The 25138-nt window shown below is 73.0% G+C and carries 20 protein-coding genes; 16 read left to right on the plus strand and 4 right to left on the minus strand.

The genetic code is table 11. The annotated features are described in order from the left end of the window. Positions 1 to 134 precede the first annotated feature (134 nt). The 4 genes from ACFY2K_RS41910 to ACFY2K_RS41925 all read right to left on the minus strand — a co-directional run bounded on the left by ACFY2K_RS41910 (position 135) and on the right by ACFY2K_RS41925 (position 5717). Positions 135 to 2576 (minus strand): transglutaminaseTgpA domain-containing protein, encoded by a 2442-nt coding sequence (locus ACFY2K_RS41910; RefSeq protein ID WP_380594054.1) that lies wholly within the window; start codon positions 2574 to 2576, stop codon positions 135 to 137. Further along, positions 2573 to 3895 carry a DUF58 domain-containing protein gene (locus ACFY2K_RS41915; protein WP_380529595.1) on the minus strand — a complete coding sequence of 441 codons (1323 nt, stop codon included), beginning with the start codon at positions 3893 to 3895 and terminating at the stop codon, positions 2573 to 2575. Before ACFY2K_RS41915 ends, ACFY2K_RS41910 begins: the two co-directional genes overlap by 4 nt. A gap of 1 nt (position 3896) precedes the next feature. Beyond that, on the minus strand, positions 3897 to 4943 hold the full coding sequence (locus tag ACFY2K_RS41920; protein ID WP_375893230.1) for an AAA family ATPase: 1047 nt from the start codon (positions 4941 to 4943) through the stop codon (positions 3897 to 3899). Between the two features lie 231 nt (positions 4944 to 5174). Next, the gene (locus ACFY2K_RS41925; RefSeq protein WP_375893228.1) at positions 5175 to 5717 is read right to left on the minus strand and encodes a beta-class carbonic anhydrase; all 543 of its coding nucleotides are present in this window, start codon (positions 5715 to 5717) and stop codon (positions 5175 to 5177) included. A 540-nt stretch (positions 5718 to 6257) separates the two neighbouring features. Here ACFY2K_RS41925 and rsmH point away from each other — a divergent pair. The 16 genes from rsmH (at position 6258) to ACFY2K_RS42005 (ending at position 24877) form a co-directional block, all read left to right on the plus strand. Further along, positions 6258 to 7232, plus strand: coding sequence for a 16S rRNA (cytosine(1402)-N(4))-methyltransferase RsmH (rsmH, locus tag ACFY2K_RS41930; RefSeq protein ID WP_380529592.1), 975 nt, complete (start codon positions 6258 to 6260; stop codon positions 7230 to 7232). A gap of 131 nt (positions 7233 to 7363) precedes the next feature. After that, complete coding sequence (locus tag ACFY2K_RS41935) at positions 7364 to 7903, plus strand: cell division protein FtsL (protein ID WP_375893225.1); 540 nt, start codon at positions 7364 to 7366, stop codon at positions 7901 to 7903. Further along, a complete protein-coding gene (locus ACFY2K_RS41940; protein WP_387718086.1) occupies positions 7900 to 10170 on the plus strand; it encodes a penicillin-binding transpeptidase domain-containing protein in 2271 nt (756 codons plus the stop codon). Before ACFY2K_RS41935 ends, ACFY2K_RS41940 begins: the two co-directional genes overlap by 4 nt. Before the next feature lie 93 nt (positions 10171 to 10263). Then, entirely contained in the window at positions 10264 to 11844 is a 1581-nt protein-coding gene (locus tag ACFY2K_RS41945; RefSeq protein ID WP_380529587.1) for a UDP-N-acetylmuramoyl-L-alanyl-D-glutamate--2,6-diaminopimelate ligase, read from the plus strand. Next, positions 11841 to 13244 (plus strand): UDP-N-acetylmuramoyl-tripeptide--D-alanyl-D-alanine ligase, encoded by a 1404-nt coding sequence (gene murF, locus ACFY2K_RS41950; protein ID WP_375893221.1) that lies wholly within the window; start codon positions 11841 to 11843, stop codon positions 13242 to 13244. The genes ACFY2K_RS41945 and murF overlap by 4 nt, the downstream gene beginning before the upstream one ends. Continuing rightward, complete coding sequence (mraY, locus tag ACFY2K_RS41955; RefSeq protein ID WP_350504707.1) at positions 13244 to 14305, plus strand: phospho-N-acetylmuramoyl-pentapeptide-transferase; 1062 nt, start codon at positions 13244 to 13246, stop codon at positions 14303 to 14305. The genes murF and mraY overlap by 1 nt, the downstream gene beginning before the upstream one ends. Next, a complete protein-coding gene (gene murD, locus ACFY2K_RS41960) occupies positions 14302 to 15735 on the plus strand; it encodes a UDP-N-acetylmuramoyl-L-alanine--D-glutamate ligase (RefSeq protein ID WP_387718090.1) in 1434 nt (477 codons plus the stop codon). Before mraY ends, murD begins: the two co-directional genes overlap by 4 nt. Positions 15736 to 15836: 101 nt before the next feature. Continuing rightward, positions 15837 to 17207 carry a putative lipid II flippase FtsW gene (gene ftsW / locus ACFY2K_RS41965; RefSeq protein ID WP_375893217.1) on the plus strand — a complete coding sequence of 457 codons (1371 nt, stop codon included), beginning with the start codon at positions 15837 to 15839 and terminating at the stop codon, positions 17205 to 17207. A gap of 6 nt (positions 17208 to 17213) precedes the next feature. After that, the gene (gene murG / locus ACFY2K_RS41970; RefSeq protein WP_375893216.1) at positions 17214 to 18320 is read left to right on the plus strand and encodes an undecaprenyldiphospho-muramoylpentapeptide beta-N-acetylglucosaminyltransferase; all 1107 of its coding nucleotides are present in this window, start codon (positions 17214 to 17216) and stop codon (positions 18318 to 18320) included. Continuing rightward, entirely contained in the window at positions 18313 to 19119 is an 807-nt protein-coding gene (locus ACFY2K_RS41975) for a cell division protein FtsQ/DivIB (protein ID WP_387718095.1), read from the plus strand. The genes murG and ACFY2K_RS41975 overlap by 8 nt, the downstream gene beginning before the upstream one ends. A gap of 364 nt (positions 19120 to 19483) precedes the next feature. Beyond that, positions 19484 to 20716: a cell division protein FtsZ gene (gene ftsZ, locus ACFY2K_RS41980; RefSeq protein ID WP_375893213.1), complete on the plus strand. Its 1233-nt coding sequence runs from the start codon at positions 19484 to 19486 to the stop codon at positions 20714 to 20716. Beyond that, positions 20713 to 21444, plus strand: coding sequence for a peptidoglycan editing factor PgeF (gene pgeF / locus ACFY2K_RS41985; protein ID WP_375893211.1), 732 nt, complete (start codon positions 20713 to 20715; stop codon positions 21442 to 21444). Before ftsZ ends, pgeF begins: the two co-directional genes overlap by 4 nt. Further along, entirely contained in the window at positions 21444 to 22232 is a 789-nt protein-coding gene (locus tag ACFY2K_RS41990) for a YggS family pyridoxal phosphate-dependent enzyme (RefSeq protein WP_380644606.1), read from the plus strand. Before pgeF ends, ACFY2K_RS41990 begins: the two co-directional genes overlap by 1 nt. A 225-nt stretch (positions 22233 to 22457) precedes the next feature. Next, positions 22458 to 23066, plus strand: coding sequence for a cell division protein SepF (locus ACFY2K_RS41995; RefSeq protein ID WP_030282899.1), 609 nt, complete (start codon positions 22458 to 22460; stop codon positions 23064 to 23066). 99 nt (positions 23067 to 23165) lie between these two features. After that, complete coding sequence (locus ACFY2K_RS42000) at positions 23166 to 23447, plus strand: YggT family protein (protein WP_030282903.1); 282 nt, start codon at positions 23166 to 23168, stop codon at positions 23445 to 23447. 59 nt (positions 23448 to 23506) lie between these two features. Then, positions 23507 to 24877: a DivIVA domain-containing protein gene (locus tag ACFY2K_RS42005; RefSeq protein ID WP_380594047.1), complete on the plus strand. Its 1371-nt coding sequence runs from the start codon at positions 23507 to 23509 to the stop codon at positions 24875 to 24877. Positions 24878 to 25138: the final 261 nt, after the last annotated feature.

Here is a 25138-nt window from a genome sequence, read left to right on the forward strand (position 1 = left end):
CCCACCCCCCCCCACTCCCTATCCCGCCCAGCCCGGCGTTTTGGGCGCCGCGGGCCCGGGGGGGCCCCCCCGCCCCCCCCCCCCGCGGGGGGGGGGGCCGCCCCCCCCCGCCCCGCCCCGGCTCTCGCGTTGCCTCAGGACTCCGGGGTGGACCCCTTGCGCCGGCCGGTCAGCCGTCGCACCGGACCGGCGACCGCCTCGGCGGCCCGGCCCGCCCGGGTGGCCACGGCCGCCCGGGCCGCCCGCGCCGTGTCGGAGGTCCGCCACCACAGCTGGGCCGAGGACGGCGGCAGCAGCAGGGCCCGCAGCCGCCCGGCCCGGCCGGCCCCGGCCCACAGGGCCCGTCGGGCGGTGCGGACGTCGGCGGCCAGCGGGGCCGTGGTGACCTGCCCGGCCGGGGCGTAGAGCACCCGCTCGGTGGCCAGCGCCAGCCGTCCGGCGGCGGCCGCCGCGTCCGCGTCCAGGCCCGCCGTCTCGGTGATCCGCCGGGCGGCCGAGCGCGGGGTGCGTGACTCGTCCGGGGGAATTCCGACGTCCCAGGCGGAATCCACCAGCTCGTCCCAGGCGGCCAGCACCTGGGCGTCGGTGAGCTCGCCCGGGCCGTCCCCGCCGGGCCGGCGCCGCCCTCCACCGCCGAGCCGGCGGCGTCGTACGGCGGTCCGCCAGAACATCGGTACGAGCAGCAGCGCGATCAGCACCACCACGACGGCCAGGGTGCCGAGCACCTGGCCGGACAGCAGCCAGGACTCGTCGGCGGTCCGGCCGGCCGCCTTGCCCTTGGACCCGCAGTCGCCCAGCTGGCGCTGCTTGGCGGTGCAGTCGGAGCTCTGGGACGGTGCCGGGACGGCGGCCGAGCTGGTCGCCGCGGCGGTCGGCGCCTGGGAGGGCGCCGTGGTCGGGGCGCTGGACGCCTCGCTGTAGCGGGCCGGGACGCCCCGGCTCGGGGTCGGCTCGAAGCGCATCCAGCCGTAGCCGGAGAAGTACAGCTCGGGCCAGGCGTGGTACATCCGGCCGCTGACCGAGTAGACGTTGTCGCCCTTGTTGTCGCCGGGGGTGAAGCCGACCGCGACCCGGGCCGGGATCTTCAGCACCCGGGCCATCGCCGCCATGGTGGAGGCGAAGTGCACGCAGAAGCCGCGGCGGTCGCGCAGGAAGACCGCGATCGCGTTGCTGCCGGTGCCGCCCTCGACCGAGGTGTCGTACTTGAACCCCGGGCCGGTGAAGAAGTTCACCAGCGCCGTCGCCCGGTCGTAGTCGCTGCGCGCGTTGGCGGTGACCGCCCTGGCCTGCTCGGCGACCACGGCCGGCAGGTCGGACGGGACGGCGGTGTAGCGGTCCCGGATGTCCTGCGGGGCGAGCGGCGCGGTGCGCAGCTCGTCCGCGGTGGGCCGCAGGTCCAGCGTGCTGACGTGGTAGCGCAGGCCGCTGATCGCCTTGTCGTTGGTCGGCAGGACGGTACGGGTGATCGGGTCGAGCTTCCACTCGTTGCGGTTGGGGACCTGGACGGAGGCGGCCGGGTACGGCATCGGCAGCCAGCTGTTCTGCAGGCCGTTGCTGATCTGGAAGTCGCCCTCGATCCGGGGGACGTTGGTGACCCGCAGGCCCTCGGGGGTGGGCAGGGTGGCCGGGAGGTCGCTGACCACCGTGCTGCCGAGCTTCCAGTTGGTGCCGTCGAACTGGTCCAGCGAGCCGGTGCGCAGGTAGGTCTGGTCGGCGAGGTCGCTCTCCAGGGTGTAGGTGAGCAGTTCGTTGTCGGACGGCTTGCTGATCGCCGCCTCCAGGCTGACCAGCGGGTCGAGGCTGGTGGCCACGCTCCCGGCGGCGCCGTGCCCGGACGACCCGCCGGACGAGCCCGAGTCCAGCAGCCCGAGGTCCCAGCGCGGCAGGAAGACCGGCAGCAGCAGGGCCAGGGCCAGCGCCAGGACGCCGACCTGCTGGCCGCCCTGGCTGATCCGGCTGGAGGTGACCGTGCCGCGCGCGCTGCCGCGGAAGACCCGGCCCCAGCGGGAGACCCGGTCCTCGCCCTCGGCGAACAGCAGCAGCAGGTAGCCGGCCGAGGCGAAGCCGAACCAGACCCAGCTGCCGTGGTCCCCGGCGACGCCGTTGCCGATCGAGTACAGCGCCAGCAGCGGCAGCCCGGCCAGCGCCGAGCGCCGGTAGGTCACCGCGATGGTGTCCACCAGCACGGCGATCAGGCCGACCGAGGAGACCAGGATCAGCCGCAGGCCCGCGGTCGGCGGCGCCGGGAGGGCGTACTGGCTGATGTCGTCCAGACCGGCGGAGAAGACCTGGCTGAGCATCCGCATCGCGGGCGCCCCGGGCAGCACCCCGCCGGTCAGCCCGGACCCGGCGAAGCCGAGCAGCATCAGCAGGAGCAGCACCAGCACCTGGGCCACCGGGACCGACCAGCGGTACAGCGGGGAGCGGCGCAGGCCGGCGCCGACCGCCGAGATCACGGCGATCACCAGGAAGGCGTAGGTGAGCCAGCTGCGGATGGTCAGCAGCGGCAGCAGGCACAGCGAGGCGAGGGCGGTGGCCAGCGCCGAGTAAACGGTCAGTTTGGCCCGGGTGGTCACGCGCCGGCCTCATCTCGGTAGGGGGCGGTGGTCTTGGCGCCGTCGGCGGACCGCCACAGGTCCGGCACGGAGTCGCCCGCCCGGACCGGCAGGACCGTCCAGCCGGCCGCGCGCAGCTCCCGGACCCGCTCGCGGAACTCGTCGCCGCCGGTGTCGGGGGCGAGCATCCGCACACCGGCCCAGGTGCCGGTGTCGAGCAGGAAGGCGATCGCCCCGCCGGTGCGGCCGCGTAGCCGGGCCAGCCGGGTGGCCTGCGCCGCGTCCAGGTCGCCGAGGACGGCCACCAGCAGACCCTCGCCGGCGGCCCGCAGCGGCTCCTCGGCGCGGGACAGCCCGGCGCCGTCCGACAGGTCGGCGACCGCGAGGGCGTCCAGGATCAGCCCGGAGGTGTCGGCGGCGACGTTGTGGCCGCCGCTGCCGGGCCCGGGCACCCAGTGCCCGGTGTCGGTGAGCAGCTGGGTCTGGTAGCCGCGCTCCAGCAGGTGCACGGCGACGGAGGCGGCGCAGCTGACCGCCCACTCGAAGGAGGAGGCGGGGCCGCTGCCCCGGTGGGCCACCTCGCGGGTGTCCAGCAGGACGGTGGCGCGGGCCTTCTGCGGCTGCTCCTCGCGGCGCACCATCAGCTCGCCGTACCGGGCGGTGGAGCGCCAGTGCACCCGGCGCAGGTCGTCGCCGGGCCGGTACTCGCGCAGGATCACGTCGTCGTCGCCGGCCAGCGCCAGGGTGCGGGCGTGGCTCTCGCCCTGGCCGATCCACTCGCCGCGGAGCCGCACCTGCGGCAGCGCCAGGACCTGCGGGACGACGGTGAGCACGTCGGAGGCGGCGAAGGCGCGGTTGACCTCGCACATCCCGAACGGGTCGGACAGCCGCAGCTGCAGCGGCCCGAGCAGGTAGCGGCCGCGCAGGTCGGAGCGGACCCGGTAGGAGACCTCGCGGAAGCCGCGCGGCTCGACCCGGTCGAGCACGAACCGCGGCCGCGGCCCGAGCACGTACGGGACCTTGTCCTCCAGGAGCAGCAGCCCGGTGGGCACCCGGGAGACGTTGTCCACCCGCAGGTGGACGCGGGCCTCCTGGCCGGCGATCGCCCGGTGCGGGCTGAGCCGGCGTCCGCTGGCCACCCGGTACCGGGTGTTGGCGACCACCGCGGCGGCGGCCAGCGGCAGGGCGGTGAGCAGGACGCCGACCCGCAGCAGCGCGTCCTGGTCGAGCAGGTAGGCGCAGACCACCGCGGTCAGACCGGCCGCGAGGAAGGAGCGGCCCCGGGTGGTGAGGCCGTGCAGTCCGGCCCGCAGCCCGCCCGTTCCGTCGGATGAGGCCACCTCAGCCCCTCCGGACGGCCGGGCCGCCCTGCGGCCGGGGCAGCGGCAGCCGGGCGACCAGGTCGGTCACGATCTGCTCGGCGGTGCGGCGGCCGAGCTGGGTCTCGGCGGTCGGCATCAGGCGGTGCGCCAGGACCGGGACGGCCAGCCGCTGGATGTCGTCCGGGGTGACGTAGTCGCGCCCGTCCAGCGCGGCGGCGGCGCGGGCGGCCCGGACCAGGTGCAGGGTGGCGCGCGGCGAGGCGCCCAGCCGCAGTTCGGGGCTGGTGCGGGTGGCGCCGACCAGGTCGACGGCGTAGCGGCGGACCGGGTCGGCGATGTGCACGGTGCGGACCAGCTCGACCAGCTTGAGGATGTCGGCGGCGTGCGCGACCGGCTGGAGGTCGGCCAGCGGGTTGGCACCGGCGTGCACGTCGAGCATCGCGAACTCGGCCTCGGGACTGGGGTAGCCGATCGAGACCCGGGCCATGAAGCGGTCCCGCTGGGCCTCCGGGAGGGGGTAGGTGCCCTCCATCTCGACCGGGTTCTGGGTGGCCACGACCATGAACGGCGAGGGCAGCTCGTAGCTGGTGCCGTCGATGGTGACCTGGCGCTCCTCCATCGACTCCAGCAGCGCGGACTGGGTCTTCGGCGAGGCGCGGTTGATCTCGTCGCCGACCACGATCTGGGCGAAGATCGCGCCCGGGCGGAACTCGAAGTCGTGCTGCTGCTGGTCGTAGATGTTGGTGCCGGTGACGTCCGAGGGCAGCAGGTCGGGGGTGAACTGGATGCGGCGCACGGTGCAGTCCACGGACTTGGCGAGCGCCTTGGCCAGCATGGTCTTGCCGACGCCGGGCACGTCCTCCAGCAGCAGGTGGCCCTCGGCGAGCAGGACGGTCAGGGCGATCCGGACGGCCTCGGGCTTCCCCTCGATCACGCTCTCGATGTTGGCGCGGACCCGGTCCACGACCGCCGCGAGCTCCGGGAGCCCGACCGGACGGTACCCGTTCGCCCTCTGCTCGCCCCCCGCAGGACTGCCGAGACCGGCCTGATCGTTGTAGCTCGTCACCCGTTTACGCTCCCTGGCACACCGTGCCCGCCTCACCCGAGGCCGGACCCCACCCCATGCTTGACGCGGCCGTCCCGGGGGCGGTTCCGAACGAGGATCCGGCGCCGGTGGGCGGCCTGCGGCCCGGCCGCCCCAGGTGGTTCGGGGTCCGACCGGCAGGCGCATTCTCCCCCGTTCGGCGGTCAGAAGTCACCATTCGGCCCTCGCCGAATGAGAGCGGGCGGGCTCCGGTCAGCGGATCTCGCGCAGCAGCCCGGTGTGGACGTCGAAGACGAAGCCGCGGACGTCGTCGGTGTACGGCAGGAACGGGGAGGTGCGCACCCGCTGCATGGACTGGCGGACGTCGCCGTCCAGGTCGACGAAGGCCTCCACCGCCCACTGCGGGCGCTGCCCCACCTCCAGCTCCAGCTCGCGGCGGAAGTCCTCGGTCAGGCCGAGCAGTCCGCAGCCGGTGTGGTGGATCAGCGCGATCGAGCGGGTGCCCAGGGCGCGCTGGCTGATGGTCAGGGACCGGATGGTGTCGTCGGTGACGACGCCGCCGGCGTTGCGGATGACGTGGGCGTCGCCCAGGGCGAGGCCGAGCGCCGCGAAGAGGTCGAGCCGGGCGTCCATACAGGCCACCACGGCGATCCGCTGGACGGGGCGGGCGTCCATGCCGCCGTCGCGGAAGTCCACCGCGTACTCGCGGTTGGCCGCCACGAAGCGGTCGATGATGGTGGGTCCGGCGGGGTCGGCGGCGGCGTTCGGCGTCGGCCGGTCGGGGGTCACGGTCATGGTGGCGACGTTAGTGCCGTCCGGGGCCGCGCGGTGGGGCGGAGAGCTACAGAACGCACCGCCGTGAGCGAGTGCATAGCGACAACCGGAGGGTCCGTCCGGGCCGGTCCGGGGACGGGTTCGTACCCGGTCGCTCGACGGGGCGCGCGCCGGTCGCCGGGGGCTGTCGGCCGGGACCCCACCGGGCCGCTCCGACGGCCGCGACCTGCGGTGATCCGTACCGCCGCCCGGGTGGTGCGCCGGAGCGGACCATTGACTGGCGGGGCCGCCGCGATAGAGTTGCGGCGCGTTGGAGCACACCCCTCGGAGCCCGTCAACCGGGCCGTGCCGAACGGTGTGCGGCCCGGCCGATGCGGCTCGTGGCCTCCACCCGCTCCGTGTCCACCTGGCGCACCTTCCCCGGCGCCGGGCGGTCACGACCTTCCCCTCGAGCGGGCGGGGACCACGGGCCGCGTCGTCGTGCCGGCGGGTGGTGGGCGAGAATGGTCGGAGCTCCCGGATCGTCGGGCTGCTCCGCACCGAGGAAGGGCGCCGCCGCGCATGACCACCAACGAACCGGGTCCCAAGCACGTTCCGGTGATGCTGCAGCGGTGCATGGACGCGCTGGCGCCGGCGATCTCCCGCCCCGGTGCCGTGGTGGTCGACGCGACCCTGGGCCTCGGCGGCCACAGCGAGGCGCTGCTGACCCAGTTCCCGGAGGTCCGGCTGGTCGCGGTGGACCGCGACCCGCAGGCGTTGAAGCTGTCCGGCGAGCGGCTGGCCCCCTTCGGCGACCGGGCCACGCTGGTGCACGCGGTGTACGACGAGATCCCCGAGGTGCTGGAGCGCCTGGACATCGACCGGATCGACGGCGTCCTGTTCGACCTCGGCGTCTCCTCGATGCAGCTGGACGAGGCCGACCGCGGTTTCGCCTACGCCCAGGACGCGCCGCTGGACATGCGGATGGACCAGACCCGGGGGATCAGCGCGGCGGAGGTGCTGAACACCTACGGCCACGGCGACCTGGCCCGGATCCTCAAGGTGTACGGGGAGGAGCGGTTCGCCGGGAAGATCGCCTCGGTCATCCTGCGGGAGCGGGAGAAGGAACCGTTCACCAACAGCGCGCGTCTGGTCGATCTGGTGCGCAACGCCATTCCGGCGGCGACCCGCCGGACCGGCGGGAACCCGGCCAAGCGGACGTTCCAGGCGCTGCGGATCGAGGTCAACGGTGAGCTGGAGGTCCTGGACCGGGCGATCCCGGGGGCGCTGGACGTCCTGGCGCTGGGCGGCCGGATCGCGGTGATGTCGTACCAGTCGCTGGAGGACCGGCTGGTGAAGCAGTACTTCGCCGCCGGAGCGACCAGCACCGCCCCGCCGGGGCTCCCCTTCGTCCCGGAGGAGCACCAGCCCTGGCTCAAACTGATCACCCGCGGTGCCGAGCAGGCCACCGAGGAGGAGATCGAGGAGAACCGGCGCGCCGCGCCCGTGCGGCTGCGGGTGGCGGAGAGGATCAGGGACCGAAGCAAGCGGGGCTGAGGAAGGCTCCGGCGGGGTCCGAAGGGCGGAGGAGAACGGTGGGGCCGGTGGCCGGTGAGGTCCGGGCGGGGCGGGGAGGACTCCCCGGACAGGGCAGGGCACGCATCACGGTCCGGCCGGGGCGGCGCCCCGTGCGGGGGCGCACGCCGTTCGCGGTGCTCGTGGTGGTGCTGCTGGCGGCGGGGCTGCTCGGCCTGCTGGCGCTGAACACGGCGCTCAACGAGGGCTCCTTCGAACTGTCCCGGCTGCAGAAGCAGACCACCAAGGCGACCGACGAGCAGCAGAGCCTCCAGCACGAGATCGACCAGAGCTCGGCCCCGGACGCGCTGGCCAAGCGGGCCGGCGAGCTGGGCATGGTCCCGGCCGGCGGGATGGCCTTCCTGGACGTGCCGAACGGCGGCAAGGTGGTCGGCACGCCCGGCCCGGCGCAGGACAGCCCGCCGGTGAAGAAGTCGACGGTCGACCCGTGGCCGACCAAGCCCGCGCCGGGCGCGCAGAGCGCCGCCCCGGCGCAGCCCTCCGGACAGCCGTCCGGCTCGCCGAGCGCCCAGCCCCCGGCCCAGCCGAGCCCCTCGGCGCCGCCGACCCCGGCGGCCTCGGCCGGCGACTCGGTGATCCAGCTCAACCCGGTGACGAGCGCGCCGGCCCAGCACGGGGGTGGTACCCGATGACGACACCTCGCCAGCCCTCCGGCTCGGGGTCGGGCTCGGGCTCGGGGTCCGGCTCCGCCCGCCGCCAGCCGCCGCGCAGCGGTACGGCCAGGCCGGTGGCCGGGCGCGGCCAGCCCGCGAAGGGGCAGGCCGTCCGCGGCCAGTCCGGCAAGGTCCAGCCCGCGAAGGCCCAGTCGCCGAAGGCGCAGAGCCCGAAGGCCCAGCCGGCCAAGGGCCAGCCCGCGCGCGGCCAGTCGGCCAAGGCGCAGCCGGCCCGGTCCGCCTCCGTCGGCCGCACCCCGCGGGCGCCGCAGCAGCGCCGCCCGGAGGGCCGTCCGCCGGCCCGCAGCCAGGCGGCCGTGCGGCCGCGCCCGAAGCCCAGGCTGCCGCACCGCCCCAAGGCGCTGCGGCTGGCCGAGCCGAAGCGCCGGCTGCGGGTGATCACCGTGGTGCTGTCGCTGGTGTTCTCGGTCTTCGCCGGGCGCCTGGTGCAGCTCCAGCTGGTCGACGCCGACGCGCTGGCCGCCGACGCGAACACCAACCGCTACCAGAACATCCCGATCACCGCCGAGCGCGGCTCGATAACGTCCTCCGACGGCGTCGCCCTCGCGGCGACCGTGGACGCGTACGACATCACCGCCGACCCGGCGATGTTCACCCCCGAGGCGACCGGCATCCCGGACGCGCCCGAGCAGGCGGCCGCGCTGCTGTCGCCGATCCTCGGCGTGGCCAAGGAGAAGATCGCCGCCGACCTGCACACCCCGAAGACCCGCTACAAGCGGCTCGCCGCGCAGCAGACCCCGGCCGCCAAGACCCAGATCAGCGACCTCAAGACGGGCCTGGAGAAGAAGGCCGGCACGCGCGCCTGCCAGGCCCAGAAGAAGCTGATCGGCAAGCCGGCCGACCAGGGCGGGCGCACCCGGGTGGACAACGAGTGCGCCAACCCGCTGGCCGGGGTGTTCAACCGGGAGACCCAGAAGCGGATCTACCCGGCCGAGGGGCTGGCCGCCAACCTGGTGGGCTTCGTCAACGGCGAGGGCGAGGGCGCGGGCGGGCTGGAGCTGCAGTACCAGAAGCAGCTGGCCGGCAAGGACGGCCACAGCAGCTACGCCCAGGCGGGCGGGCGGCTGGTGCCCACCGCCGGGGGCTCGATGGACCCGGCGGTGTCCGGCAGCGACATCAAGCTGACCATCAACCGGGACATCCAGTGGGCCGCCCAGCGGGCGATCACCGACCAGGTGGCCAACTCCGGCGCGGAGAAGGGCTACGTGGTGGTCCAGGACGTGAAGACCGGCCAGGTCATCGCGATGGCCTCCGCGCCCGGCTTCAACCCCAACGACCTGAGCCTCGCCAAGCAGTCCCAGATGGGCAACCCGGCCCTGGTGGACGCGTACGAGCCGGGCAGCACCGCCAAGCTGATGAGCCTGGCCGCCGTGCTGGACACCGGCAAGGCGAACTGGGACACCAAGGTGACGGTGCCCTACCCGCTGATCCGGGCCGGGCAGGAGTTCAGGGACGACGTCGTGCACGGCACCTGGTACCTGACCCTGGCCGGGGTGCTCGCCAAGTCCTCCAACATCGGGACCATCGAAGCGATCGAGACGCTCGGCGACGGCGACCAGCTGAAGGCCAACCAGATCCTGGACGGCTACATGCGCAAGTTCGGGGTGGCCCAGCCGACCGGTGTGAACTTCCCGGGGGAGACCGCGGGCAAGCTCAAGAAGCCGGAGGACCTGGTCGCCTCGGAGAAGTACAACATCGCCTTCGGCCAGGGCCCGTTGCAGATGAACGCGCTCCAGGCCACCTCGGTGTACTCGACCATCGCCAACGGCGGGGTACGGGTCGCGCCCAGCATCGTCCAGGGGATCACCGGGCCGGACGGCAAGTACGCCCCGACCCCGGCGGGCGAGCAGACCCGGGTGGTCAGCGAGCAGACCGCCAAGACCCTCACCTCGATGCTGGAGTCGGTCGTCGACGACGAGCAGGGGACCGGCGGCAAGGCCGCGATCCCCGGCTACCGGGTCGCCGGGAAGACCGGCACCGCCAACCGGGGGGCCGCCGACGGCAAGGGCTACGACGGCTACACCGCCTCCTTCATCGGCTTCGCGCCCGCCGACGCCCCCCGCTACACCGTCTCCTGCACCCTCCAGGGCCCGGTCAACGGGCACTTCGGCGGCCAGCTGTGCGGGCCGGTGTTCAAGCAGGTGATGGAGTTCACCCTGAAAACCATGCAGGTCCCGCCGAGCGGGAGCCAGGCGCCGAACCTGGCCGTCGAGTGGAAGCCGTGAACGAGGATGAGCAACCAGCGGGCCGGTGCGGACGACGGCGCGGCGAAGGGCCGGTTTGGCCCTGGGCACCCTTCGGCGGATAGCCTTCGCGCCGTGCCGAAACCCGATCAAACCACCGTGAGTCCGCCCCGCCCGACCGGGACCGCCGCCCTGCCGCTCGCCGAGCTGGCCTCCCGGCTGGGCCTGCCGCCCGTCGAGGGCGCCGCCGTCACCGGTGTCACCCACGACTCCCGCGCGGTGCGCCCGGGCGACGTGTACGTGGCCTTCCCGGGCGCCAACCACCACGGCGCGGCCTTCGCAGGCCAGGCCGCGGCGGCCGGCGCGGTGGCCGTGCTGACCGACCCGGCCGGCGCCGAGCTGGCCGCGCCCTCGGGCCTGCCGCTGCTGGTCGTCGACCGGCCGCGGGCCCGGATGGGCGAGCTGGCCGCGATCGTCTACGGCCACCCGTCCGAGCGGCTGCTGATGATCGGACTGACCGGCACCAACGGCAAGACCACCACCTCGTACCTGGTCGAGGGCGGTCTGCGCGGCGCCGGGCGGCTCCCGGGCGTGATCGGCACCGTCGAGATGCGGGTCGGCGAGGAGCGGATCAAGAGCGAGCGGACCACCCCCGAGGCCACCGACCTGCACGCGATCCTCGGCGTGATGGCCGAGCGCGGCGCGGACGCGGTGACCATGGAGGTCTCCAGCCACGCCCTGGTCTTCGGCCGCACCGACGGGGTGGCGTACGACGTCGCGCTGTTCAACAACCTCACCCCCGAGCACCTCGACTTCCACCCGGACATGGAGGACTACTTCCAGGCGAAGGCCCGGCTCTTCCAGCCCGGCAAGTCCCGCCAGGGCGTGGTCAACCTGGACGACGAGTACGGCCGCCGGCTCGCCGCCGAGGCCAAGATCCCGGTGACCACCTTCTCCGCGACCGGCGACGCCGGGGCCCACTGGCGGGCCGTGGACGTCCAGCTCGGCCCGATCGGCTCCACCTTCCGGGTGGTCGGTCCGGACGGCGCCGGGGCGGACGCCTCCGTCCCGCTGCCCGGCCCGTTCAACGTCGCCAACGCGTTGGCCGCGATCACCGTGCTGGTCGCCGCCGGGCTGCCGCTGGAGCGGGCGGTGGCCGGGATCGCCGCCGTCCCCGGCGTGCCGGGCCGGCTGGAGCGGGTGGACGGCGGGCAGCCGTTCGTCGCCGTGGTGGACTACGCCCACAAGCCGGACGCCCTCCAGGCCGTCCTGGCCTCGCTGCGCGAGGTCACCAAGGGCCGGCTGCACGTCGTGGTCGGCTGCGGCGGCGACCGCGACCCGCACAAGCGCGGTCCGATGGGCGCGATCGCCGCCCGGCTCGCCGACACCGCCCTGCTGACCAGTGACAACCCGCGCAGCGAGGACCCGCTGGCGATCCTCGCCAGCATGCTGACCGGCGCCGCCGCGGTGCCCGAGGCCGAGCGCGGAGACGTCCTGGTCGTCCCCGACCGGGCGGAGGCGATCCGGCTCGCGGTCACCCGCGCCCGGGCCGGGGACACCGTGCTGGTGGCCGGCAAGGGCCACGAGCTCGGCCAATATGTTCGAGACGAGATCCGCCCCTTCGACGACCGGGAGGTGCTGCACGAGGAGATCCGACGGAGCTCGATCGCGCGGACCACGGCCGACCGGGGCGACCGAGGAGTAGAGCAGCAGTGATCGCACTGACCCTCGCCGAGGTGGCCGCCGCCGTCGGCGGCACCCTGGACGGCGCCGCCCCGGACACCCTGGTCACCGGCCCGGTCGAGGTCGACTCGCGGAAGGTGAGCCCCGGCGGCCTGTTCGCGGCCTTCGTCGGCGAGCACGTGGACGGCCACGACTACGCGGCCACCGCGGTCGAGGCCGGCGCCGTCGCGGTGCTGGCCTCCCGCCCGGTCGGCGTGCCCGCCGTCCTGGTCGACAGTGTGGTGGAGGCCCTCGGCAGGCTGGCCCGCACCGTGGTCGCCCGTGCCGAGGGCACCACGGTGGTCGCGCTGACCGGCTCGGCCGGCAAGACCAGCACCAAGGACCTGATCGCCCAGCTGCTCCAGCGCCACGGCGAGACGGTCTTCCCGCCCGGCTCGCTGAACAACGAGATCGGCCACCCGATGACCGCGCTGCGGGTCGAGGAGGGCACCCGGCACCTGGTCATGGAGATGGGCGCCCGGCACAAGGGCGACATCGAGTACCTCACCTCGATCACCCCGCCGCGGATCGGCCTGGTGCTCAACGTCGGCACCGCCCACGTCGGCGAGTTCGGCTCCCAGGAGGCGATCGCCGAGGCCAAGGGCGAGCTGGTCGAGGCGCTGCCCGCCGACGGCGCCGCGATCCTGAACGCGGACGACCGGCTGGTGCGCGCCATGGCGTCGCGCACCAGGGCGAAGGTGGTCCTGTTCGGGGAGTCCCCGGACGCCCACGTCCGGGCGACCGACGTTCGCCTGGACGCCACCGGGCGGCCATCGTTCACGCTCACCACCCCGGCCGGTTCCGCACCCGTACAACTGCGCCTGTACGGTGAGCACCACGTCTCGAACGCCCTCGCCGCCGCCGCGGTGGCGACGGAGCTCGGGATGACCGTCGACGACACCGCGGCAGCCCTGGGCGAAGCGGGTGCGCTGTCCCGCTGGCGCATGGAGGTCGTCGACCGGGCCGATGGTGTCACCGTCGTCAACGACGCCTACAACGCGAATCCCGACTCGATGCGGGCCGCGCTGCGGGCGCTGGTCTCGATCGGCGGCCGCGGTCCGGAGCGCCGCCGTACCTGGGCGGTGCTCGGCGAGATGCGGGAGCTCGGCGAGGAGAGCCTGGCCGAGCACGACGCCATCGGGCGGCTCGCCGTCCGACTCGACGTCACCAAGCTGGTGGCGGTGGGTGGACGCGAGGCGGCCTGCATGGAACTCGGTGCGAGGAACGAAGGTTCGTGGGGTGAGGAGTCGGTGCTGGTGTCCGACGCGGACGCGGCGGTCGAACTGCTGCGCAGTCAGCTTCGGCCGGGGGATGTGGTCCTGGTGAAGGCGTCCCGTTCGGTGGGGCTGGAGAAGGTGGCCGAGGCCCTCCTGGCGGACGGTGCTGCCCGATGATGAAGCAGATCCTCTTCTCCGGGATGATCGGCCTGATCCTCTCGCTGGTCGGCACGCCCGCCCTGATCAAGCTGCTCGCACGGGGCGGCTACGGCCAGTACATCCGTGACGACGGCCCCAAGGCGCACCACAGCAAGAAGGGCACGCCCACCATGGGCGGCATCGCCTTCATCCTGGCGACCCTGATCGCGTACTTCGCCACGAAGGCGATAACGGGCGACAGCCCGACCGCCTCCGGGCTGCTGGTGCTCTTCCTGACCGCGGGCCTGGGCCTGGTCGGCTTCCTGGACGACTACATCAAGGTCGTCAAGCGCCGTTCGCTCGGCCTGCGGGCGAAGGCGAAGCTGGCCGGCCAGTCCATCGTCGGTCTGGTGTTCGCCGTCCTGGCGCTGCAGTTCCACGACGACCGCGGGCTCAGCCCGGCCTCCCAGTCGCTGTCCTTCGTGCGCGACTTCAAGTGGTCGATCGGCCCGGTGCTGTTCGTCATCTTCGCGTACTTCATGATCGCGGCGACCTCCAACGGCGTGAACCTGACGGACGGCCTGGACGGTCTGGCCACCGGCGCCTCGGTGATGGCCTTCGGCGCCTACACCTTCATCGGCGTCTGGGAGTACACCCAGAGCTGCGCCTACTTCATCTCCGCCACCGGCGCCTGCTACGACGTCCGGGACCCACTGGACCTCGCGGTGGTGGCCTCCGCCCTGATGGGCTCCTGCTTCGGCTTCCTCTGGTGGAACACCTCGCCCGCCAAGATCTTCATGGGTGACACCGGCTCGCTCGCCCTCGGCGGCGCCCTGGCCGGTCTGGCGATCTGCTCGCGCACCGAGCTGCTGCTGATCCTGCTCGGCGGCCTCTTCATGATCATCACGCTGTCGGTGATCATCCAGGTCGGCTCCTTCCGGATGACCGGCAAGCGCGTCTTCAAGATGGCACCACTGCAGCACCACTTCGAACTCAAGGGCTGGAGCGAGGTCCTGGTCGTGGTCCGCTTCTGGATCATCCAGGGCCTGTGCGTGGCCGTCGGCCTCGGCCTCTTCTACGCGGGATACCGGACCGGATGACGAATCCTGACTTTGTGAACCTGCCCGTGGTGGTCGCCGGCCTCGGCGTCTCGGGCATCAGCGCCGCGCGCGTCCTGAAGGGGCTCGGCGCGAGCGTCACCGTGGTCGACGGCGGCAGCGGCGAGGGCCTGCGGGCCCGCGCCGCCGAGCTGGAGGCGGTGGGCGTCGCGGTGCGCCTGGGCGACGGCGCGAGCCTGCCCGAGGGCACCGCACTGATCGTCACCTCGCCCGGCTGGGCCCCCGACAGCCCGCTGTTCGCCGCCGCCGCGGCGGCCGGCGTGCCGGTCTGGGGCGACGTCGAGCTGGCCTGGCGGCTGCGCAAGCCGCTGCCGGGCACCGGCGAGCCCGCCCCCTGGCTGGCCGTGACCGGCACCAACGGCAAGACCACCACCGTCCAGATGCTCGCCTCGATCCTCACCGCGGCCGGCAAGCGCACCGCCGCCGTCGGCAACGTCGGGGTCTCGGTGCTGGACGCGGTGCTCGCCGAGGAGCCGTACGACGTGCTCGCCGTCGAGCTCTCCAGCTACCAGCTGCACTGGGCGCCCTCGCTGCGCCCGTACTCGGCGGCCGTGCTCAACCTGGCCCCGGACCACCTCGACTGGCACGGCTCGATGGAGGCGTACGCCGCCGACAAGGGCCGGATCTACGAGGGCAACGTGGTGGCCTGCGTGTACAACCTGGCCGACCCGGCCACCGAGGCGCTGGTCATGGAGGCCGACGTCGAGGAGGGCTGCCGGGCGATCGGCTTCGGCCTCGGCGCGCCGAGCCCGTCGAACTTCGGCGTGGTGGACGGACTGCTGGTGGACCGCGCCTTCGTCGAGGACCGGGCCAAGAACGCGGCCGAGCTGGGCGCCATCGAGGACGTCAACCCGCCGGCCCCGCACAACATCGCCAACGCGTTGGCCGCGGCGGCGCTGGCCCGGTCGTACGGGGTCGACCCGAAGGCCGTCCGGGAGGGCCTGCGGGCCTTCCGCCCGGACGCCCACCGGATCGCCGAGGTCGGTACGGTCCGCGAGGTCACGTACATCGACGACTCCAAGGCCACCAACACCCACGCCGCGGCGGCCTCGCTGGCCGCCTACCGGCCGATCGTCTGGATCGCCGGGGGACTGGCCAAGGGCGCGACCTTCGACGACCTGGTCCAGGGCGCGGCCGAGCGGCTGCGCGCGGTCGTGCTGATCGGGCAGGACCGGGCGCTGATCCGCGCGGCGCTGGAGCGACACGCTCCGGATGTGCCGGTGATCGAGGCGGCCGAGGGCCAGACTGGCGCGGTGGCGATGACCGAGGTCGTTCGAACGGCCGCGACGCTCGCCCGATCGGGTGACACGGTGCTGCTGGCCCCGGCCTGCGCCTCGATGGACATGTTCACCAACTACGGCGAGCGCGGCGACCTGTTCGCGGCGGCCGTCCGGGAGCTGGCGGGCGCGTAGTCGGGCCCCTGGAGACCGGGCCGAAGGGCCGCGCCGACGACCGTCGGCGCCGGGTCGGGGCGGCCCGGAGGCGAACGGGCCTCAGAGAGTGGGAGCGGGCAGTGGCGGGGCAGGGCAGGGCGGATTCCGGCGGCACGAAGCAGGACACCGCCGAGCCGTGGCGAGTGATCTCCGCCACCACGACCAAGTACAAGTCGGCCGGTCCGCTGGGGCGGTTGCAGGCCTTCCGGGCCCGCGTCCGCTACTGGCTGGACCGGCCGCTCACGCCGTACCTGCTGATCGTCGGCACGACCCTGCTGCTGGTCGTGCTCGGCCTGATGATGGTCTTCTCGGCCTCGCAGATCCTGGCGCTGAACCAGCACCACACCGCGCAGTACTACTTCCTCAAGCAGCTGATCGCGGCCATCCTCGGGCTGGTCCTGCTGGCCGGCTTCGCCTCCGTCCCGGTGGCGGTGCTGCGGGTGATCGTCTACCCGGTGATGTTCGGGGTGATCGGCGCCCTCGCGCTGGTCGCGGTGCCCGGCATCGGAGTGCGGATCAACGGCAACCAGAACTGGCTGGACTTCGGGTTCTTCCAGTTCCAGCCCTCCGAGTTCGCCAAGCTCGCGCTGGTCCTCTGGGGCGCCGACCTGCTCGCCCGCAAGCAGAAGGCCGGCACCCTCACCACCTGGAAGCACCTGCTGGTCCCGCTGGTGCCCGGCGCCCTGCTGCTGCTCGCGCTGATCATGATCGGCGGTGACATGGGCACCTCGATGATCCTGGTGGCCATGGTGTTCGCGCTGCTCTGGATGGTCGGCGCACCGCTGCGGCTGTTCGTGGCCACCCTCGGGGTGGCGGTCGTGGTCTGCACCGCCCTGGTGATCACCGTGCCGCACCGGGCCGAGCGCCTGGGCTGCATCGGCGTCACCAAGCTGGACCCGGACGGCGCCTGTTTCCAGGCGCTGCACGGCGTCTACTCGTTCGCGCTCGGCGGCGGCTTCGGCACCGGCCTCGGCGCCGGCGTGGAGAAGTGGGGCCAGCTGCCGGAGGCGCACACCGACTTCATCTTCGCCGCGACCGGCGAGGAACTCGGTCTGGTGGGGACGCTGTCGGTGATCGGCCTCTTCGCGGCACTAGGCTACGCGGGTATCCGTGTGGCCATCGGTACGAAGGACCCCTTCGTCAGGTACGCCGCGGGAGCCGCCACCACCTGGATCATGGCGCAGGCCATGATCAACCTGGGGTCGGCGCTGGGACTGCTGCCCATCGCGGGCGTCCCGCTCCCGCTGTTCTCCTACGGCGGTTCCGCCATGCTGTCGGCCATGTCCGCGATCGGGGTGCTGCTGTGCCTGGCACGCAGCTCCTCGGGCGCGAAGGCGGCCCTGGCCGCCCGGAACAAGAACTCCCGGATCAGGAAGCGACTGGCCCGGGTGCTGCCACGACGACGAACCACAGCGCGCCCGGTCCCCGGACCGGCACGCAGGGAGCGGTGAATTTCGGTGCATGTCGTACTCGCCGGCGGGGGGACCGCCGGTCACATCGAGCCGGCCCTGGCCCTCGCGGACGCACTCCGCAGGCACGACCCGTCCATCGGGATCACCGCCCTGGGCACCGAGAAGGGACTGGAGACCCGACTGGTACCCGAGCGCGGCTACCAGCTGGAGCTCATCCCGGCCGTGCCGCTGCCCCGCAAGCCCACCCCCGAGCTGATCACCGTCCCCGGCCGGCTGCGCGGCACCGTGCGGGCCGCCCAGGAGATCATCGAGCGGGTCAACGCGGACGCCGTGGTCGGCTTCGGCGGCTACGTCGCGATGCCCGCCTACCTGGCCGCCAAGCGGGCCGGCGTGCCGATCGTGGTGCACGAGGCCAACGCCCGCCCCGGCCTGGCCAACAAGATCGGCGCCCGCTACACCGACTTCGTCGCGGTCTCCACCCCGGACAGCAAGCTGCGCGACTCCCGGTACATCGGCATCCCGCTGCGCCGGACCATCGCCACCCTGGACCGCAACGCCACCCGGCCGGAGGCCCGCCAGTACTTCGGCCTCGACCAGCGGCTGCCCACCCTGCTGGTCTCCGGCGGCTCCCAGGGCGCGCGCCGGCTCAACGAGACGATCACCGCGATCGCCCCGCGGCTGCAGCAGTACGGCGTGCAGATCCTGCACGCGGTCGGCCCGAAGAACGAGCTGCCGCAGGTCGCCGACGTCCCCGGGATGCCGCCGTACCGCCCGGTGCCGTACATCGACCGGATGGACCTCGCCTACGCGGCCGCCGACCTGATGCTCTGCCGGGCCGGCGCGATGACCGTCGCCGAGTTGGCCGCGGTCGGCCTGCCCGCCGCCTTCGTGCCGCTGCCGATCGGCAACGGCGAGCAGCGGCTGAACGCCCAGCCGATGGTCAAGGCCGGCGGCGGTCTGCTGGTGGACGACGCCGAGCTGACCTCGGACTGGGTGCTGCAGAACGTGCTGCCGGTGCTCACCGACCCGCAGCGGCTGTGGGACATGAGCCGGGCCGCCGCCGAGTTCGGCCGCCGGGACGCGGACGACCTGCTGGTCGGCATGGTGTACGAGGCGATCCAGGCCCACCGGGGCGGTCGCCGTCGTGGTTGACGGCCGGCCCGCCGGCTCGCCCCCGGCCGCCGGCCGGGGGCGCTCCCACGAGGAGGACGAGTTCGGGGACGAGGAGTCCGCTCCCCGCCTCCGGCTCTCCCGGCGGGGCGTCGTGGTGCTGAGCGCGCTCGGCGCCGCGGTGCTGGGCGCGCTGGCCTGGGTGGTGTTCTTCTCCTCGCTGCTGGACGTGCGCGACGTCGCCGTCCAGGGTGCCGCGGACGAGAAGCTGACGCCGGACCAGGTTCGCGCGGCCGTCGGCGGGGTCGCCGACGGCCCGCTGGCCCGGGTCGACCTGGACGGCGTCCGCCGGCGGGTGGAGGCGCTCCCCCGGGTGGCGAAGGCCGAGGTCTGGCGGGGCTGGCCGCACACCCTGCAGGTCAAGGTGGTGCAGCGGACGCCGGCCGCCGCCGTCAAGGGGGATGACGGTCAGTTCACCCAGGTGGACGCCGCAGGCGTGAGCTTCGCCACCGAGGCGGCCCCGCCGGCGGGCGTGCCGGTGGTGGAACTGCGGCTCAGTCAGCCTGCGAAGGACGTGGACGGGGTGATCTCCCGGGGACAGTTGGTGCAGGGTGCGGTGGCGGTGGCCGCCGGACTCCCGCCGGAGATCGCCAAGCGGGCCGGATCGGTCCTGGTGCACTCCTACGACGACATCGAACTGCAGCTCAGCGGGGGTGCGACGGTGCGCTGGGGGAGCCCGGAGCAGACCGACCGGAAGGCCCGGGTGCTGCTCGCACTGATGAAGCAGAAGGGCACCAACTTCGACGTGACGGCGCCGGAGGCGCCGGCGGTGTCCGGCTGATCCGCTAGATTCTGTGCCGGAGGGAGGGGTTGACGCTGCGGAGTGTCGGCCCGACCCTTGGTGGTCACCCCCGGTTTCCATTGCCGGCCGATGATCACATAGGCTCAAAAGAAAAAGGGAAGCTCGGCGTGTTCGTTGAAACGCGTGCCCGGAGCCACCTAGTGTCCTGTGTCACCAGACTGTGTCCATTGGTGATGTGACGGGGGCACAGAACTAACCCTAAAGGTCAAGTTTAGGGTTGGGGTCGGCGGTCGGCATTTCGGACATTCAGTCAGAAACCAGGCTCCCTACCCATCGACATCCGTCGACACGGCCCCCCGTCGGGGCGGGTCGACCCGGAAATTCGAGGCGAGAGGCCTTCGACGTGGCAGCACCGCAGAACTACCTCGCAGTCATCAAGGTCGTCGGAATCGGCGGCGGTGGTGTCAACGCCATCAACCGGATGATCGAGGTCGGTCTCAAGGGCGTCGAGTTCATCGCGATCAACACCGATGCGCAGGCCCTCCTCATGAGCGACGCCGACGTCAAGCTCGATGTGGGCCGTGAACTCACCCGGGGCCTCGGCGCCGGCGCCAACCCCGAGGTCGGCCGCAAGGCCGCCGAGGACCACCGCGAGGAGATCGAGGAGGTCCTCAAGGGGGCCGACATGGTCTTCGTCACCGCCGGCGAGGGCGGTGGCACGGGCACGGGCGGCGCGCCCGTCGTCGCCAACATCGCCCGCTCGCTGGGCGCCCTGACCATCGGCGTGGTCACCCGTCCGTTCACCTTCGAGGGCCGCCGCCGGGCCAACCAGGCCGAGGACGGCATCGCCTCCCTGCGCGAAGAGGTCGACACCCTCATCGTGATCCCCAACGACCGGCTGCTGTCCATCTCGGACCGCCAGGTCAGCGTGCTCGACGCGTTCCGCTCGGCCGACCAGGTCCTGCTCTCCGGTGTCCAGGGCATCACCGACCTGATCACCACCCCGGGCCTGATCAACCTCGACTTCGCCGACGTCAAGTCCGTCATGTCGGAGGCCGGTTCGGCGCTCATGGGCATCGGTTCGGCCCGTGGTGAGGACCGCGCCAAGGCCGCCGCCGTGATGGCGATCTCCTCGCCGCTGCTGGAGGCCTCGATCGACGGCGCCCGCGGCGTGCTGCTGTCCATCTCGGGCGGCTCCGACCTCGGCCTGTTCGAGATCAACGAGTCGGCCCAGCTGGTCAGCGAGGCCGCCCACCCCGAGGCCAACATCATCTTCGGTGCGGTCATCGACGACGCGCTCGGCGACGAGGTGCGGGTCACCGTCATCGCGGCCGGCTTCGACGGCGGCCAGCCGCCGGCGATCGTCCGCGACCCGGTGGTGAAGTCCACCACCCCCGCCGCTCCGGCGACCCCGCCGGCCGCTCCGGAGCGCCCGGTCGGCCGTCCGTCCTACGGGACCATCGGCTCGGTGACGTCCCGTTCGGAGGGGGAGGCCGCGGCCGCCCCGTCGCGTTCGGCCGAGACCTCGGCCACCACGACCGCCGCCGCCCCGGTGCCGCCACAGGTCCAGCCCGCCCGCCAGCCCTTCGTGGAGAGCCCGGCCGAGGAACTCGACGTGCCGGACTTCCTTAAGTGATCGATCACGCGGTTCGCGCTGGTGCTCACTTCGCCTTCACCGATCGGTGGGGCGGGGTGAGCACTTCGCCGTACGGGGAGCTGAACCTCGGTGGCGCTGTGGGCGACGACCCGGAGGCGGTCCGGGAGAACCGGGCCGTCGCGGCCCGGGAGCTGGGGCTCGACCCGGCCGACGTGGTCTGGATGAACCAGGTGCACGGCGCCGAGGTTGCCGTGGTGACGCAGCGCCAGCCGCTCGGGCAGGCCCCGACGGTGGACGCGGTGGTCACCGACCGCCCGCTCGTGCTCGCGGTGCTGACCGCGGACTGCACCCCGGTGCTGCTGGCCGACCCGGTGGCGGGCGTGGTGGGCGCGGCCCACGCGGGCCGGCCCGGGCTGGCGGCCGGAGTGGTGCCCGCGGTCGTGCGGGCGATGGTCGAACTGGGGGCCGAACCGGCGCGGATCACCGCCGCCACCGGCCCCGCGGTCTGCGGCCGCTGCTACGAGGTGCCGCCCGGGCTGCGCGCCGAGGTCGCCGAGGTCGTCCCGGCGGCCTTCGCCGAGACTTCGTGGGGAACCCCGGCGCTGGACGTGCCGGAGGGGGTAGCCGCCCAACTGGCCGCGGCCGGGGTCACCGAACTGGTGCGCTCACCGGTCTGCACCCTCGAATCCGCCGATCACTTCTCCTATCGCCGCGAGCAGCGCACGGGTCGGCTCGCGAGCTACGTCTGGTTGGACTCTGATCACTGATGACGAACGACATCTACGGGCCGTTCCCTGGCAGCGGGCAGTTCTCGGAGGCCCTGACGGAGGGCCAGCGGGCCCGGTACGAGCAGCTCGGGGCCAACCTCGACGTGGTCGAGCGCCGGATCGCGGACGCCTGTGCGGCCGCCGGACGCCCGCGCGAGGACGTCAGCCTGATCGTCGTCACCAAGACCTACCCGGCCGAGGACAGCGCGCTGCTGGCCGGACTGGGTGTGACGGACGTCGCGGAGAACCGCGACCAGGACGCCGCTCCCAAGGCGGAGCAGTGCAGAAACCTTCCTCTCAGCTGGCACTTCGTCGGCCAGCTCCAGACCAACAAGGTCCGCTCCGTGGTCCGCTACGCGAACCACGTGCACTCGGTGGACCGGCTGCGGCTCGTCGAGTCGCTCTCGGCGGCCGTGCTCAAGTCCGAACGCCCGGAACTGGGCTGCCTGGTGCAGGTGGCACTGGACAAGGAGCACGGGGAGGGCGCGCACCGGGCCGGGGTCGCCCCCGAGGACGTCGCCGAACTCACCGACGCGATCGCCGACACGCCCGGGCTGCGCCTGGACGGTGTGATGACGGTCGCTCCGCTGGCCGGTCCGCTGGCCGGCGACCCGGTCCGGGCCTTCGAGCGGCTGGCGGAAATCGCAACCGCCGTACGGGCGGCCCATCCGGCTGCCACCATGGTCTCCGCAGGCATGAGCGGCGACCTTGAGCAGGCGATTGCCGCCGGAGCGACACATGTACGCGTCGGAACGGCGGTACTCGGAGTGAGGTCACCCCTCGGGTAACGTCACCGGGTAGTAGATCAGACTGCAGGACAAAATAGGACAGAAGCTAGCAGCTTTCCGAAGTGCTAGCCAACCGTGGATCGCAGCTCCGCGGCCCCCACTCCACGTACTCTGACAGGTTGTCGACCTGACGCGCCGTCGTGGGGGATCGCGGAAATCCGCGGGCGGGGCCCTCTGTGGCCCGGCCACCGGGGACGGTCCACCACAAGCGGAGGAGACAGGAGCATGGCCGGCGCAATGCGCAAGATGGCGGTCTACCTCGGCCTCGTGGAGGACGAGACGTACGACGGCCAGGGGTACGACCCCGACGACGACTACGACGCGGACCCCGAGCCGATCCGCACGGGGCAGCGGACCGAGGACATCCCCCGGCCGGCAGCCGCCCCCGCGCCCGCCCCGGTCTCCTCGATCACCCCGCAGCCGGTCCCGGCCGCGGTGCCGATCCGGCAGGAGACCCCGAGGATGGCCCCCGTGTCGTCCATCACACCCGAACGCCGCCACAACCTGGAGAAGAGCGCCCCGGTGATCATGCCCAAGGTCGTGAACGAACGAGAGCCCTACCGCATCACCACGCTGCACCCCCGGACCTACAACGAGGCCCGTACCATCGGGGAACAGTTCCGCGGCGGGACCCCCGTGATCATGAATCTGACCGAGATGGACGACACGGATGCCAAGCGGCTCGTAGACTTCGCCGCTGGACTCGTCTTCGGTCTGCACGGCAGTATCGAGCGCGTGACACAGAAGGTGTTCCTGCTGTCGCCTGCTAACGTCGATGTCACGGCGGAGGACAAGGCTCGGATCGCCGAGGGTGGGTTCTTCAACCAGAGCTGACCCGGCCACGACTTTACGTGTGGATCTGATCAACAGTGGTTGGCGACAGGTGACGAGCGGTGGGCCCCAGGGCCCGGAACCGGGGAGAGGGAAAACGCGATGGACATCGTGTGGGCGGTGCTCTACTACGCCCTGACCGTCTTCCTGGTGTTCCTGCTCGTGCGACTGGTCATGGACTGGGTCTTCCAGTTCGCGCGTTCGTGGCGGCCGGGCAAGGCCATGGTCCTGGTCCTGGAGGCCACGTACACTGTCACGGATCCGCCGCTCAAGCTTCTTCGGCGGTTCATTCCGCCGTTGCGTTTCGGGGGCGTGGCGCTCGACCTGTCCTTCTTCGTACTGATGATCATTGTGTATGTCCTGATCTCGCTTGTGCACCCCTAGTCGTAGGTGAGCGATGCGACAGGATGCCGGTGTGCCGACGATCACGTTGAGGTGAAGAGATGCCATTGACCCCCGAGGACGTTCGGAACAAGCAGTTCACGACCGTCCGCCTGCGTGAAGGCTATGACGAGGACGAGGTCGATGCCTTCCTCGACGAGGTCGAGGCGGAGCTGACCCGCCTCCTCCGGGAGAACGAGGACCTGCGGGCCAAGCTGGCCGCCGCGACTCGTGCCGCCGCGCAGAACCAGGCCAACATGCGGAAGGAGCCGCCGCAGGACGCCCAGCGTCCGGCCGCTCCCGTCCCGGCCGCCATATCCGGCCCGCCGGTCCCCGGCCAGCAGGGTCCGGGCGGCCCGCAGCAGATGGGCCCCGGCGGCCCGCAGCAGATGGGTCCGGGCGGTCCGCAGCAGATGGGCCCGGGTGGTCCGCAGCAGCAGCAGATGGGCAACCAGCCCCTCGGCCTGCCGTCCGGTGCGCCGCAGCTCCCGGCCGGCCCGGGTGGCGGGATGGGCCCCGGCGGTCCCCAGCAGATGGGCCAGACCATGGGCGGCCAGCAGCAGCTGGTCCAGCCGATGGGCGGTCAGATGCTCCAGCCCATGGGCGGTCCCGGTGGCCCGCAGCAGATGGGCAACCCGATGGGCCAGGGCATGGGCCAGCAGCAGCAGATGCAGCCGATGGGCCAGGGCATGGGCCAGCAGCAGCAGATGCAGCCGATGGGCGGCCCGCTCGGCGGCCCGATGCAGCAGCAGCAGGGCCCGGGCGGTGACAGCGCCGCGCGTGTGCTGGCGCTCGCCCAGCAGACCGCCGACCAGGCGATCTCCGAGGCCCGCTCCGAGGCCAACAAGATCGTCGGCGAGGCGCGCAGCCGGGCCGAGGGTCTGGAGCGCGACGCCCGGGCCAAGGCCGACGCCCTGGAGCGGGACGCGCAGGAGAAGCACCGCGTCGCGATGGGGTCGCTGGAGTCCGCGCGGGCCACGCTGGAGCGCAAGGTCGAGGACCTGCGGGCGTTCGAGCGCGAGTACCGCACGCGACTGAAGTCGTACCTGGAGACCCAGCTGCGCCAGCTGGAGTCGCAGGCCGACGACTCGCTCGCCCCGCCGCGGATCCCCGCCACCGCGTCGCTGCCGCCGGCGGCGTCGTCGATGGCTCCGGCCGGTGCCGGGTCGATGGGCTCCGCGCCGTCGTTCGGTGGGAACCAGCCGTCGTTCGGTGGCAACTCGCCGTCGTTCGGGGGGCAGAGCTCCTTCGGTGGGAACCCGCCGGCGCCGAGCTTCGGCGGGCAGCAGGGTGGGAACACCGGTGCGCCGCAGATGCAGCCGGCCGGGATGACCCAGCCGATGGCGGCCGTGCGGCCGCAGCCGCCGCAGCCGATGCAGCAGGCTCCGGCGCCGATGCGGGGCTTCCTGATCGACGAGGACGGCGACAACTGAGGTTGTAGCCGGGCTCTTTGAGGGCGTCCCCTTTTCGACCTTCGGGTCGGGAAGGGGGCGCCCTCTTTGTGTGGGGGGGTGGGGGCCGCTGCGCGGGGCTGGGGTGTGGGGGTGGGCTTTCGGGAGGGTGGGTGGGTCCGGGGGCGGTTCCGGGGGTGGGTGCTCCGGCGGCTGGGTGATTTTCGGACCGCCGACCCTGTGGGGTGGGGTGCTGGGCGATCGGGGCGGCGGAGCGGGCGGGCGTCGAGCACGTCGTCTACA

The sequence above is a fragment of the Kitasatospora sp. NPDC001309 genome (assembly GCF_042896295.1).
Lineage (GTDB): Bacteria > Actinomycetota > Actinomycetes > Streptomycetales > Streptomycetaceae > Kitasatospora.

What these genes read in the sequence shown, in the direction of transcription:
- mraY (WP_350504707.1), top strand. Translation starts at nt 13,244, where the DNA reads ATGAAGCAGATCCTCTTCTCCGGGATGATCGGCCTGATCCTCTCGCTG.
- ACFY2K_RS41940 (WP_387718086.1), top strand. Translation starts at nt 7,900, where the DNA reads ATGACGACACCTCGCCAGCCCTCCGGCTCGGGGTCGGGCTCGGGCTCG.
- ACFY2K_RS42000 (WP_030282903.1), top strand. Translation starts at nt 23,166, where the DNA reads ATGGACATCGTGTGGGCGGTGCTCTACTACGCCCTGACCGTCTTCCTG.
- ACFY2K_RS41995 (WP_030282899.1), top strand. Translation starts at nt 22,458, where the DNA reads ATGGCCGGCGCAATGCGCAAGATGGCGGTCTACCTCGGCCTCGTGGAG.
- ACFY2K_RS42005 (WP_380594047.1), top strand. Translation starts at nt 23,507, where the DNA reads ATGCCATTGACCCCCGAGGACGTTCGGAACAAGCAGTTCACGACCGTC.
- murD (WP_387718090.1), top strand. Translation starts at nt 14,302, where the DNA reads ATGACGAATCCTGACTTTGTGAACCTGCCCGTGGTGGTCGCCGGCCTC.
- ACFY2K_RS41925 (WP_375893228.1), bottom strand. Translation starts at nt 5,717, where the DNA reads ATGACCGTGACCCCCGACCGGCCGACGCCGAACGCCGCCGCCGACCCC.
- ACFY2K_RS41990 (WP_380644606.1), top strand. Translation starts at nt 21,444, where the DNA reads ATGACGAACGACATCTACGGGCCGTTCCCTGGCAGCGGGCAGTTCTCG.
- rsmH (WP_380529592.1), top strand. Translation starts at nt 6,258, where the DNA reads ATGACCACCAACGAACCGGGTCCCAAGCACGTTCCGGTGATGCTGCAG.